10 protein-coding genes are annotated in these 12,734 nt (G+C 61.6%); 6 read left to right on the plus strand and 4 right to left on the minus strand.

Features of this window, described 5'->3' with window-relative positions; translation table 11 throughout:
• Window positions 1-23: 23 nt before the first annotated feature.
• Window positions 24-677, plus strand: a complete 654-nt coding sequence (locus tag AD662_RS08990) for a thiopurine S-methyltransferase (protein ID WP_018603135.1) — start codon at window positions 24-26, stop codon at window positions 675-677.
• A gap of 994 nt (window positions 678-1,671) precedes the next feature.
• Here the strand turns inward: AD662_RS08990 and htpX are convergent.
• Together htpX and AD662_RS09000 are read right to left on the minus strand one after the other, a co-directional pair.
• A complete protein-coding gene (gene htpX, locus AD662_RS08995) occupies window positions 1,672-2,559 on the minus strand; it encodes a protease HtpX (protein WP_003183732.1) in 888 nt (295 codons plus the stop codon).
• A gap of 302 nt (window positions 2,560-2,861) precedes the next feature.
• The gene (locus tag AD662_RS09000; protein ID WP_018603142.1) at window positions 2,862-4,073 is read right to left on the minus strand and encodes a pyridoxal phosphate-dependent aminotransferase; all 1,212 of its coding nucleotides are present in this window, start codon (window positions 4,071-4,073) and stop codon (window positions 2,862-2,864) included.
• Window positions 4,074-4,293: 220 nt separating this feature from the next.
• Between AD662_RS09000 and msrB the strand changes: the two genes are divergently transcribed.
• The 3 genes from msrB (at window position 4,294) to AD662_RS09015 (ending at window position 5,817) form a co-directional block, all read left to right on the plus strand.
• Window positions 4,294-4,689 (plus strand): peptide-methionine (R)-S-oxide reductase MsrB, encoded by a 396-nt coding sequence (msrB, locus tag AD662_RS09005; RefSeq protein ID WP_018603143.1) that lies wholly within the window; start codon window positions 4,294-4,296, stop codon window positions 4,687-4,689.
• Window positions 4,690-4,873: 184 nt separating this feature from the next.
• Window positions 4,874-5,359 (plus strand): glutathione peroxidase, encoded by a 486-nt coding sequence (locus AD662_RS09010; RefSeq protein ID WP_003199416.1) that lies wholly within the window; start codon window positions 4,874-4,876, stop codon window positions 5,357-5,359.
• Entirely contained in the window at window positions 5,356-5,817 is a 462-nt protein-coding gene (locus AD662_RS09015) for a MarR family winged helix-turn-helix transcriptional regulator (RefSeq protein ID WP_018603147.1), read from the plus strand. Before AD662_RS09010 ends, AD662_RS09015 begins: the two co-directional genes overlap by 4 nt.
• On the opposite strand, the gene AD662_RS09020 is transcribed toward AD662_RS09015, so the two are convergent.
• Window positions 5,801-8,122 carry a hybrid sensor histidine kinase/response regulator gene (locus tag AD662_RS09020; RefSeq protein ID WP_018603148.1) on the minus strand — a complete coding sequence of 774 codons (2,322 nt, stop codon included), beginning with the start codon at window positions 8,120-8,122 and terminating at the stop codon, window positions 5,801-5,803. The genes AD662_RS09015 and AD662_RS09020 overlap by 17 nt on opposite strands.
• 163 nt (window positions 8,123-8,285) lie before the next feature.
• Here AD662_RS09020 and AD662_RS09025 point away from each other — a divergent pair, with 163 nt between their 5' ends.
• Both AD662_RS09025 and AD662_RS09030 read left to right on the plus strand, forming a co-directional pair.
• Window positions 8,286-9,176, plus strand: coding sequence for an ATP-binding protein (locus AD662_RS09025; RefSeq protein ID WP_053186707.1), 891 nt, complete (start codon window positions 8,286-8,288; stop codon window positions 9,174-9,176).
• Window positions 9,173-9,655: a GAF domain-containing protein gene (locus tag AD662_RS09030; protein WP_014337288.1), complete on the plus strand. Its 483-nt coding sequence runs from the start codon at window positions 9,173-9,175 to the stop codon at window positions 9,653-9,655. Before AD662_RS09025 ends, AD662_RS09030 begins: the two co-directional genes overlap by 4 nt.
• 125 nt (window positions 9,656-9,780) lie before the next feature.
• Here AD662_RS09030 and AD662_RS09035 read toward each other — a convergent pair whose 3' ends face one another.
• Window positions 9,781-12,729 carry an HD domain-containing phosphohydrolase gene (locus tag AD662_RS09035; protein ID WP_053186710.1) on the minus strand — a complete coding sequence of 983 codons (2,949 nt, stop codon included), beginning with the start codon at window positions 12,727-12,729 and terminating at the stop codon, window positions 9,781-9,783.
• Window positions 12,730-12,734: the final 5 nt, after the last annotated feature.

The following is a 12,734-nucleotide window of genomic DNA, read 5'->3' on the forward strand; positions in this document are numbered from 1 at the left end:
GATCGATTTTTTTGGAGCGAATCATGGAGCCCGAGTTTTGGCACAAGCGCTGGTCATCGAACCAGATTGGTTTTCACCTGCCAGAGGTGAACCCCTACCTGCAACGTTTCTGGCCGCAATTGGGCTTGGCCCAGGGCAGTCGGGTGCTGGTGCCGTTGTGTGGCAAAAGCCTGGATCTGCTGTGGCTTGCTCATCAGGGCTATTCGGTGTTGGGCGTGGAATTGTCGGAAAAAGCCGCCACGGATTTTTTCCTTGAGCATCAGCTTGAGGCGGTTGTGAGTGAAGAGGGCGCTTTCAGGGTGTTCCGTGCCGGTGATATCGAGATTCGCTGCGGTGATTTCTTTGCCCTGGACCCGCAGGATGTGGCCGATTGCACGGCTCTGTACGACCGCGCTGCATTAATCGCGTTGCCCGTGCCGATGCGGGAACGGTACGCGGCTCATCTGCAGAAGATCTTGCCCGATGGGGTCGGCTTGTTGATTACCTTGGATTACAACCAGGATGAAATGCCTGGCCCGCCGTTTTCCGTCGGGGATGATGAGGTGCAGCGGCTGCTGGGAGGTGTCTGGCAGTTGGAGGTGTTGCAGGAGCAGGATGTACTGGGGGAGAGCTGGAAGTTTTTGCAGGCGGGTGTGAAACGGTTGGATGAGCGTGTTTATCGGCTGTCCAGAGGTTGAAGCGGTGGTTGTGCTGACGCCATCGGGAGCATGCTCGCTCCCGATGGCGGCCTGACAGGTGGCCTGGATTTTGTTGATCGAGTACATATCCGTTGCTGCGGTAACGGCGGCTTAGGGTTCCGCTCTTACAGCGGCTCACTTTTGAGAAGCGCAAAAGTAAGCAAAACGCTTTTGCCCCACCACTCGGTGCCTCGCTTAGGCTCGGCATGCCCTCACTCCGGCATTGCTCCGTGGGCCCGCCGCGAAGGGCCATCCATGGCCCAGCGCGGCTACCTCGGCATCCATGCCGAGGTGCCCACTGCGCAATGCCTGCGTTCGGCCAGCGTGGTTAACGGGGCGTTCAGATCAAGATCCAAAGCAAGAGCAGGGGGCTCAGGCCGGCATCTATGTGGCTGAGCCACCGCTATCGCGAGCAGGCTCGCTCCCACAATGGGGCTGCAGTGAACACAAGACTCATGAACACCCAAATCCCCTGTGGGAGCAAAGCTTGCTCGCGATGAGGCCAGCAAACCCAACATCCATGTGACTGAGCCACCGCCATCGCGAGCAAGCTTTGCTCCCACAGTTCTGATGGGTGTATGACCGGGAGAGCCAGGTCGGCTATAAGGCCGCCTCGGCGTGGATGTTGATCTCGGCGCCCCGTTAACCACGATGGCCGAACGCAGGCATTGCGCAGTGGGCAACCCGGCATGGATGCCGGGTTAGCCGCGCTGGGCCATGGATGGCCCTTCGCGGCGGCCCACGGAGCAATGCCGGAGTGAGGGTATGCCGAGCCTAGGCGAGGCACCAAGTGGTGGGGCATGAAGCGTTTTGCTTACTTTTGCGCTTCTCAAAAGTGAGCCGCTGTAAGAGCGGAACCATAAGCAGCCGTTACCTAAATAACGGATATACACACCAAAACAACAAAACCAAAAAAACGGCGCTTCCCATTTCTGAAAGAAGCGCCGTTTTTTCTAAGTGAACAACATTACTGCGGGTTTTTTGAGCCCGGCGATCAACCCCGACGACGCAGTGCGTCAATACGCTCTTCCAGCGGCGGGTGGCTCATGAACATGCGTGCCAGGCCCTGCTTGATGCCACCGTTGATGCCAAAGGCATTCAGGGTGTCGGGCATGTGCACCGGCAAGCCTTGCTCGGCGCGCAGGCGCTGCAGGGCACCGATCATGGCACTGGTGCCGGCCAGGCGTGCACCGGCGTCGTCGGCGCGGAACTCGCGCTTGCGCGAGAACCACATGACGATGGCGCTGGCGAGGATGCCCAGTACCAGCTCGGCGAAGATGGTCGCCACGTAGTAGGCGATGCCCTGGCCTTCTTCGTTCTTGAAGATCACCTTGTCGACGAAGTTGCCGATGATGCGGGCGAAGAACATCACGAAGGTGTTCACCACGCCCTGGATCAGCGCCAGGGTCACCATATCGCCGTTGGCGACGTGGCCGATCTCGTGGGCCAGCACGGCCTTGACTTCATCGGGCGAGAACCGCTCGAGCAACCCCTGGCTGACGGCGACCAGTGCGTCGTTCTTGTTCCAGCCGGTGGCGAAGGCGTTGGCCTCGTAGGCCGGGAAGATCCCGACTTCCGGCATCTTGATACCGGCTTCGCGGGACAGTTGCTCGACGGTCTGCAGCAGCCATTGTTCGTGACGCGTGCGCGGCTGGCTGATGATCTGGGTGCCGGTGCTCATCTTCGCCATCCACTTGGAGATGAACAGCGAGAACAGGGAACCGGCGAAACCGAACACCGCACAGAAGATCAGCAGCTGATTGAGGTTGAGGTCAACCCCATTGGCCGCCATGAACCCGTTGAAGCCGAAGAGGCTCAGGGTGATGCTGGCAATCAGCACGACCGCCAGGTTAGTGGCCAAGAACAGCAGGATGCGCATCATGGTTGTGAAAATCTCCTCGTGCTAAAGATGTAGCGTTATGCGGGGTATATAAGGTGCTGCCGCAGGCTATTCAACTCGCCGACTATTTCAAACTGTGTCCTACAGGCGTCCTAAATGTTTGAAAGACTTTTCTGAAAGTGAATGGGGAAAAGAAATACGACGCCTGCCCCCCGTGAACGTTGAGCCTGGGGGGACGTCGGCGGTCCCGCCCGTAGTGTAGAAGGCCTTGCAGAGTCGGCAGAACGGATATGTTGCTGAATCAAACAGCGTGCGAGGTGAGGACGCCTCGCACGCCGTCCGGCTTATTGACGGTAGGACTTGAGGAAGTTGCCGATCCGGCCAATGGCCTGGTCGAGGTCATCGACCCGCGGTAGGGTCACGACGCGGAAGTGATCCGGCCACGGCCAGTTGAACGCCGTGCCCTGGACCACCAGCAGCTTTTCGGATAGCAGCAGGTCGAGGACGAATTTTTCATCGTTGTGGATCGGGCAGACCTTCGGGTCGATCCGCGGGAAGGCATACAGCGCGCCCATCGGCTTGACACAACTGACGCCGGGGATGTCGTTGAGCAGTTCCCAGGTGCGATTGCGCTGTTCCAGCAGCCGGCCCTGGGGCAGGACCAGGTCGTTGATGCTCTGGTAGCCACCCAGCGCCGTCTGGATCGCATGCTGGCTCGGCACGTTGGCACACAGGCGCATGTTGGCCAGCATGTCGATGCCTTCGATGTAGCTCTGGGCATGGTGCTTGGGCCCGGAGATGGCGATCCAGCCGGAGCGGAAACCGGCGACCCGATAGGACTTGGACAGGCCGTTGAAGGTCAGGCACAGCAGGTCTGGCGCCAGGGACGCGGTGCACACATGCACGGCATCGTCGTAGAGGATCTTGTCGTAGATCTCGTCGGAGAACACCACCAGGTTGTGCTGGCGGGCCAGTTCCAGCATGCCCAGCAGCACTTCCCTGGAATACACGGCGCCGGTCGGGTTGTTCGGGTTGATGATCACCAGTGCCTTGGTATTGGGCGTGATCTTGGCCTTGATGTCCGCCAGGTCGGGAAACCAGTTGGCCTGTTCGTCGCACAGGTAATGCACCGGGTTGCCACCGGACAGGCTCACGGCAGCGGTCCACAGCGGATAGTCCGGTGCCGGCACCAGCACTTCGTCACCGTTGTTGAGCAGGGCCTGCATGGACATCACGATCAGCTCGGACACGCCGTTGCCCAGGTAGATGTCCTCGATGCCGATCCCTTCGACCTGCTTCTGCTGGTAGTACTGCATCACGGCCTTGCGGGCACTGAACAGGCCCTTGGAGTCGCTGTAGCCCTGGGCCGTCGGCAGGTTGCGGATGACGTCCTGGAGGATTTCATCGGGCGCTTCGAAACCAAAGGGGGCCGGGTTGCCGATGTTCAGCTTGAGGATGCGATGGCCTTCCTCTTCCAGGCGTTTGGCGTGCTTGAGCACCGGGCCGCGAATGTCGTAGCAGACGTTGGCGAGCTTGTTCGATTTGCTGACCTGCATGGCGATGTGTTCCCGAAAATGAACGATCCAGGTGGCGTATGAACGGCCGTACTGGGGATCCTGCGTCTGTGCCCAGGCCTGGCGCGGTACATGCGTCACAATCCGTTTGAATGCGCATGACGTGGCTGCCAGACTGGCGTCTGACGAGGCGCAATCATACGTGCCGCCCGATCTGCGGAAAAGCGTCGGATCGGGCTTTTTCAATTGCCGAGGTGGGACGATGGAAAAGTTGGAGAAAACTCTTGAAGAATGGCACGCCATGCTCGACCCGGAGCAGTACAACGTCTGTCGATTGAAGGGCACCGAACGGCCGTTCTCCGGTAAATACAACGCCACCAAGACCGACGGTGTGTACCACTGCATCTGCTGCAACGAACCGTTGTTCGATTCGCAGACCAAATTCGATTCCGGCTGCGGCTGGCCGAGTTTCTACGCGCCGATCGAGGGCAGCGCGGTGGTGGAGGTGCGGGACGTCAGCCACGGCATGATTCGCACCGAGGTGGTCTGCGCCAGATGCGACGCCCACTTGGGCCACGTCTTCCCCGACGGCCCGCCTCCCACGGGTTTGCGGTACTGCATCAACTCGGTGTGTCTGGATCTGGTCCCACGGGGGTAATTCAGTGGGAGCAAAGCTTGCTCGCGAAACAGGGCGCCTCGATCTCTGAAAGACCGCATCGCCTTCATCGCGGGCAAGCCTTGCTCCCACAGTCTGTTGTGTGGGTTTTTTCGATAATTAAATTGCATGCAATTTAATTGCTCGCTATCTTCAAGCTCCTCTTCTTCCCATCTGGAGCCTTGCCATGAGCGACAACCTGCTGAGCATCCCGTGCACCACCATCAAGGGTGAGCAAAAGACCCTCGCCGATTTCGCCGGCAAGGCTGTGCTGGTGGTCAACACGGCCAGCCAGTGCGGGTTCACCCCGCAGTACAAGGGGCTTGAGGCGCTGTGGCAGACCTACAAGGACCAGGGCCTGGTGGTGCTGGGCTTTCCCTGCAATCAGTTCGGTAAGCAGGAGCCGGGCAACGAAGGGGCGATTACCGAGTTTTGCGAGCTGAACTTCGGTGTGAGTTTTCCGCTGTTCAAGAAAATCGAGGTCAACGGTGCCAACGCCCATCCCCTGTTCGTCCAGCTTAAACAGCGGGCGCCTGGCGTGCTGGGGTCCAAAGGCATCAAGTGGAATTTCACCAAGTTCCTGATCGGCAAGGACGGTCAGGTGGTCAAGCGTTTTGCCCCGACCACCAAGCCCCAGGACCTGACCGGTGAGATCGAAGCGCTGCTCAAATGAATGACCTGTCAGCCGATTCGCTGAAACTCGACAGCCAGTTGTGCTTCAAGCTGTACGCCGCTTCGCGTGCGGTGATTCGTGGCTACAAGCCAATGCTCGATCAGCTCGGCCTGACCTATCCGCAATACCTGGTGATGCTGGTGTTGTGGGAATGGCAGGACACGGCCCCGCAACAGCCGACGGTCAAGGCCCTGGGTGAGCGTTTGGCGCTGGATTCCGGCACGCTGACGCCACTGCTCAAGCGCCTGGAACAGTTGGACCTGGTCCAGCGCCAGCGTTCGGCCCGGGACGAGCGGGAGGTGCACTTGAGCCTGTCGGCAGCAGGGCGAGCGTTGCGTGAACAGGTCGGCCCGCTCAAGGCCCGCCTGTTATGTGACAGCGGTGTTGACCTGGACCGCCTCGGAACGTTGCGAGACGGTCTCGATCACCTGCTGGGCCAGATCAAAGCGCTGACGTAGTCGGCACCCACTGGTCCAGCACTGCCGCCAGTTCTTCGCGGCGGAACGGCTTGGACAGGTAATCGTTCATGCCGGCCGCACGGCAGCGCTCGCGTTCCTCGGGCATCGCGTTGGCCGTCAGGGCCACAATCGGCAGGTCCGACCAGCGCCCGCTGCGGCGGATCTGCCGGCTGGCTTCGTAACCATCCATCACCGGCATGTTGCAGTCCATCAACACCAGGTCGAACACCCGCTGTTCCAGTTGATCCAGGGCTTCGACGCCATGGGCCGCGACAGTGACTTCGCAGCCCAGCTTCACCAACATCCCTTTGGCCACCAGTTGGTTGACCGGGTTGTCCTCCACCAGCAGCACCCGTCCACGCTTGGCAGGCGCCAGGGCTTCGATCTGTGCGTCATTGATGATGGTCGCCTCGCTTTGCATGGCGCGTCGCAGAATCTGGTACAGCGCATGGCGCGCCAGCGGCCGGGCCTGTTGTATCAGCGGGGCGAGGGCGGCGGCTTCCTCGCTGGGCATGAAGCTGCCATAGGCGGTCACCAGCAGGATCGGCGCGTCAAAGGTCGGCCGCAGGTTGAACAGGCATTCCGGGCAGTCGGTAATCAGTACGTCGGGCGTGAGCCCCAGCAACCTGTCCTCGATGGAGCGCTGCACATAATCCAGGCCCCATCCCGGCAACAGCATGCCCAGCAACTCGGCCAGCCCGCTGCTGCTGGCGGTGATGGCGACGACGTTGCCGTGCAACGGTTCGACCGGCGTCGCCGGGGTATGGCACGGCAGGGGCAGATCGGCACAGAACTGGCTGCCAAAGCCGGCTTCGGAACTGATCGTCAACCGGCCCTGCATGGCTTCGCAGAGGTTGTAGGTCAATGCCAGGCCCAGGCCGGTGCCACCAAACTGGCGGGTAATCCCGGCGCCAGCCTGGGTGAACGGTTGCAGGATTCTCGCCTGGGCTTCCTGGGGAATGCCAATGCCCGTGTCGCAGACCTCGATTCGCACGCCGCCTTCGTAATGACTCATCTTCACGTCGACTCGACCGAAGCGCGTGAACTTCAGTGCGTTGGACAGCAGGTTGCTGACGATCTGGCGCACCCGGGTCGGGTCGCCGACTACCTGCGCCGGGAACTGCGGGTCGATCAGGCAGGCCAGTTCGACACTGGGGGCCGCGTTCTGGGAAAGCAGGTTGGCGGTATCCTCCACCAGGGAGCCGAGATCGAACGGAATGCGTTCGAGTTCCAGTTGGCCGGCGTCGAATTTCGACAGGTCGAGGATGTCGTTGAGCAGTTCGACCAATACCTTGCCCGAGTCATGGGCAATCGATAGCTGCTGCTGTTGTTCGGCCGTCAGGGGGCCATCCAGGGAGAGCGCGATCATGCCCAGCAGGCCGTTGAGCGGTGTGCGGATCTCGTGGCTCATGTTGGCGAGGAACGCGGAGCGGGCTTCGGCCATGTCCAGGGCTGTGCGCCGGGCCACTTCCAGCTCCTCGTTGGACTGGCTGAGGCGGGTATTGATGGCCTTGAGTTCGGCGGTGCGTGCCGAGACGATGTTCTCCAGTTGCGCCAGGTATTCAGTGAGGCGATTTTCGGCCGTACGCCGCTGCTGGATTTCGGCGGAGATGTTTTCGAACTGCTGGTTGGCGACGGACACCAGCACGCCGATTTCATCGGACTGATGGCCGGCAGGGCATTCCAGGTGGCTCTGTTCGCTGCTGCTCGGGTCGCGGCTGCTCAGTTCGCGGATGACCCGCACCAGGGGCTTGGTCAGCATCACGTAGAACAGCGCCAGCAGCAGGCCGGTCAGGATCAGGCTGCGGGCGAAGCCGTTGAGCAAGGTGACCTCGGCACGGCGCAGGAAACGACTGCCGAACGCATAGGTGTCGACGTCCAGTCGCAGCATGCCCAGGGATTCGCTGGGCAAGTGATCCAGGTAGAGCCGGTCCTCGAACTGCCGCTGGGCGCCGAACAGGAAGTCGCTGATGAACCGGTAGCTGCTTTGCAGCTCGGGCCGCTTGACGCTGGCCAGCACGGTATTGTTGTTGTCGATCAGCTCGGCCCCGATGATGGCCGGTGAGCGCAACAGGCCCATGGACAACTCCTGGGCGAGTTCGGCGTCGATGTTGTAGGCGATGCGCGAGGCCGGGTTGTGGCTGATTTCCAGCAGCGAGAGGATTTCACGGTTGATCGACGCGTCTTCGCTGGCATAATCGATGCCAATCTGCATCAGGCTGAGCAAGGTGCCCAGCACGAAGCCCACCAGGACGGTCAGGCGGGCCTGCTTGTAGGAAAGCCGTTGGGTGAATCTGATGTCCATTGAGTGATGAGCCACTTACGTTTCCCTTCGCCGGTCAAGCATAGCTGATCATCTCTGAATACCGGTGCAGCCGGTGTGTATTGTGTGAAGTAGACCCGCCATTGGATACGGCGTTTCGTTGCTGGAGCGCCATCATTACTGTGAACCTGTCCGAGGAGAAGACGTGGACTCGCGATTGAATGCTTTTCTTGAGCGTGCCGATGCCGTGCTGGCCCGGATCGAACCTTTGCTGCCGGCGCCTCGGCCCTCCATCGATTGGACCCAGACCCTGGCCGCCCGCTGGCAGCGTGACGGGCGCAGCGGCTATCTGATACCGCTGCAGGTCAGCCTCGACATGCGCTTGTCGGACCTGATCGGCGTGGAGCGCCAGGTTGAACAACTGGGCCGCAACACGCGGCAATTCATCGATGGCATGCCCGCCAACCATGCCTTGCTCTGGGGCTCGCGTGGCACCGGCAAGTCGTCCCTGGTGCGCGCCCTGTTGGCTGAGCATGCCCAGCATGGCCTGCGCTTGATCGAGATCGAACGCGATCACCTGGCCGATCTGCCCCGCGTGGTCGAGCAGGTGGCGAAACTGCCCCAGCGCTTCGTGTTGTTCTGCGATGACTTGTCGTTCGAATCCGGTGAAGGCGATTACCGCGTGCTCAAGAGCGTGTTGGATGGATCCCTGGTGCAGGCGCCGGACAACGTGCTGCTGTATGCCACCTCCAACCGTCGTCACCTGGTGCCGGAAAAGGAAAGCGACAACGAGAATTGGAAGCGGGTCGACGGCGAACTTCACCCCAGCGAAGCGGTAGAAGACAAGATCGCCTTGTCCGACCGCTTTGGCTTGTGGCTGTCGTTTTATCCGTTTACCCAGGAGCATTTCCTCAACGTGGTGGAGCACTGGATCGGCGAACTGGCGGCCAAGGCCGGCCTGGCCTGGCAGCGCGACGAAGCGCTGGATGTACTGGCGGTGCGCTGGGCAACCGGGCGCGGCAATCGCAACGGACGTTGCGCCTATCAGTTTGCCCGTTATTGGGTTGGCCTGAAATTGTTGGAGCACAAGGCATGATCGATTTGAAGGGCACCGGAGTCGGCCTTGACGGCTACGCGCTGTTATCGGCACAGCTGGAATCCTTGCTGGCCGATGAGCGTGACTTCATCGCCAACGCCGCGCAGTTCTCGGCTTTCCTGTCCAGTCAGCTGGATGATCTGAACTGGGCCGGTTTCTACCTCAATCGCAACGAAGAGTTGGTCCTGGGACCGTTCCAGGGCCAGATCGCCTGCGTGCGGATCCCCTTTGGCCGCGGTGTATGCGGTACGGCGGCCGCGACCCGGCAGACCCAGCGCGTCGAAGACGTCCATGCCTTCGCCGGGCACATCGCCTGCGACAGCGCGTCGAACAGCGAGCTGGTGGTGCCGCTGGTCAAGGACGGGCGCCTGATCGGCGTGCTCGACCTGGACAGTCCGAAACTGGCGCGCTTTACCGAACATGATCAAGCCGGCATCGAGCAGTTGGCCGCGATCTTCCTGCGCCTGACGGATTGCTGACTCGCTTTGCGTAGGAGCTGGCGAAGCCTGTGATCTTTTGATCTTTTGATCGTTCGCTTGAGGTTCAAGCGTCAGGGGAAAGATCGCAGCCTCGCTTCGCTCGTCAGCTCCTACAGGGATAGCCTTCATGCCTTCAACCCTGCCTTGACCAGCAGGCCGTGGGGGTCGATTTCATCGATCTGGTGTGGGTCGAGGAACTGGTTGGCGTAGCTCTCGTAGATTTTTTCTTCGATGAACAGCCCGAACAGCTCGGGATCGATATGGGCGTCACGGCACATGGTGGCCATGATGCCCAGGGCCTCGCTCAGTTTCTTGGCTTTCTTGTAGGGGCGGTCGGCCGCCGTCAGTGCTTCGAAAATGTCGGCAATGGCCATCATGCGCGCCGGCAGGCTCATCTCTTCGCGCTGGAGGCGCTTGGGGTAACCACTGCCATCCATTTTCTCGTGATGACCGCCAGCGATCTCCGCCACGCTGTCCAGGTGACTGGGGAAGGGCAACTGGCTGAGCATCAGGATCGTCTGCACCATGTGATGATTGATGACGTAGCGCTCCTCGCGGGTCAGCGTGCCGCGCGTGATGCTCAGGTTGTAGAGTTCGCCGCGGTTGTATTTCCAGGCCGGAACATCGAGCTGGAAGCCCCATGGGTTGTCCGCCGGGATCAGTTCGGCCGCGTGGCGCTCAAGCAGGTGTTCGGGCTTGTCTGCCAGCAGCGGCTCAGTGACCGGTAGTGTCGGCTTGGGCGTGCGATTCTGGCGTCGGTTCTCTTCCCAGGAAACCCCCAGGCGATCGTCGAGGGTCCGGGTCCACGGGCGTTGGGCAATCTGCTGCAGGCGTTGCAGGTCGGCCTCGGCCATGGCTTCGGCGCCCAGGTTGCAACGGGCGACGAAGGCGAAGTCGTCATCCAGGGCCGTCAATGTCGCGTCACGCTGTTGCGCCAGGGATGACGGCTCGCCGCCGCTTGCCACGGCCTGCCAGTAGTCGACCCAGGCGTCGCGCTTGAGCACTTCGAAGCGGGTGCGTATTTCGTGGACCCGGTCGTTCAGGGTTTCCAGTTTGGTGGCTTTGTCGACCACGTATTCGGGAGTGGTGACCTTGCCGCAATCGTGCAGCCAGGCGGCGATGTGCAGGGCTTCCCATTCATCCTCCGTTGGCCGGTAGGCGTCGAATGCCGGTGCCTGGCTGGCAGCGGCGGCCTGGGCGAGCATCAGGGTCAGGACCGGCACCCGCTGGCAATGGCCGCCGGTATAGGGACTCTTGGCATCGATCGCGCCGGCCAGCAATTGGATGAAGGCGTCCAGCAATTGCTTTTGCCTGGCTTGCAGGCGCTGGGCCTCGATGCTCACGGCGGCGGCGCCGGACACGGCCTGGAGGAAGGCGATGCGGTCGGGCTGCAGTTTTTCCAGGTCGGCTTCGGTGCCGCTGTCGGTGACCAGCAACACCAGTACGCCGACGGTTTCCTGATGCCGATTGCGCAGGCGAATACCGATCAAGTGGACGCGCGGGGAGTCCAGCTCCCGCAGCACGCCCTGCAGGTCGCCCGCCTGTTCGAAGCCCAGGGATGCCACGAGGTTGTCCGAGGTAGCCAGTTGCTGGAGCCATGGCGGGCTGGCGCTCGCCTGTAGTGCATGGCTGCGCAACTTGAAGGCGTCGAGGTCCCTGGGCGTTCCATCGATCACCAGCCCATACGGCTTGACCCGATTGTCGTCGTTCTCGCGCAGGTAGATCAGGCCGGCCTGGGCCTGGCCGATCTTCACGGTTTCAAACAACACCCGTTCCAGCAACGGGGCGAAGCGGGTTTCGGCGCGCAGGCTGGCGGTGATTTCAAAGAAACTTGCCAGGGTCTCTTTCATGCGCGCCATCGAGACGCTCAACTGATCGACCTCCAGCACCGGGGAGCGACGGGACACCGGGTAGTTGAAGTCAAAGCTGCGAATGGCATCGGCCTCCTGCACCAGTTCGCGCAAAGGCTTGACCAGGATCCTGGACGTCAGCCAGCCCAGGGGCAGGCACAGCAGCAGGGTGGCGAGGGTGATGAGCGCGCCTTGCCAGCGCATGCGGTAGGCATTGTCCAGCAGCTCATCTTCAGGGACCAGCAACGCCAGTTCCAGGCCTTGGGGCCCGCCTTCCTGCATGTGGCTGCGAGACACGATCCACTGGCGTCCGGCCGCTTCCAGGCGCGTGGTGTCAGTGTTGTTGTCGAGTGCGGCGGCGATGGCCGGGCTGAGGTCGCGGGCCTTGATCAGGTGTGTCGACTGGGCGTCGGCGAGCAGCCGGCGGCTGTCGGGATAACCCACAGCGTTGCCCCTGGGATCAAGCAGCACGACCTCGGTGCCAGCCGTCACCTTGTGCTTGGCCAGGGTCTGGGACAGGGCCACCAGGGTCAGGTCGGCGCCGATGACAGCCTGCTCGCCACTGCGCCGGGCGAGGGTGGTGCCGACGTTTTGGGTGGAGAAAAAAACGTAGGGCTCGGTGGTAATCTGCTCGGTGCTGCCGACGGCGCTGCGAAACCAGCTGCGGCCGCGGGGATCGTAGATTTCGTCGGCTATGTCCCGGCGCCCGATGAGTGTCAGGGCCTCGTCGTAGAACCGCGACTGGGAATGAACCGGGCCTTGCTCGGTGGCCCGTTCCACGGTCCAGACCTGGTAGGCCGAGTTGGCCGGCGCCTGCAGGGCGGCTTTCAGGGCCGCGGTGCGCAGCGGCCGGACCATCAGGAAATTGCCGCGCTGATCGCCCAGGTACAACGATGCCAGGTTAGGGTTGTCCCGCAGCGCCTGGCTGAAGGGCACGAGCAGGGCCAGGCGTTGCGCCATCTGCGGCGTGCGCGTCGCCGGGTAGTCAGCCAGCAGGCTCAACAGGTGACGGATGGGTTCGTAGGTGTCGTACAAATCCAGGCGCACGTCCTGTTCAATACGGTTGAACAGTTTTTCACTGCTGGAGAGGATGATTTGCGTGGTTTGCCGGTAATTGAAAACCCCCAGCACCACCCCGGTCAGCAGCAAAAGCAGGGTAAACATCACGCTGATGTGGACGTGCAGGGGGAACCGGCGTTTGTCCGGACGCGGTGCGCTGGGCATTGCAG

It is taken from the genome of Pseudomonas kilonensis, assembly GCF_001269885.1.
In the GTDB taxonomy this organism is placed as follows: domain Bacteria; phylum Pseudomonadota; class Gammaproteobacteria; order Pseudomonadales; family Pseudomonadaceae; genus Aquipseudomonas; species Aquipseudomonas kilonensis.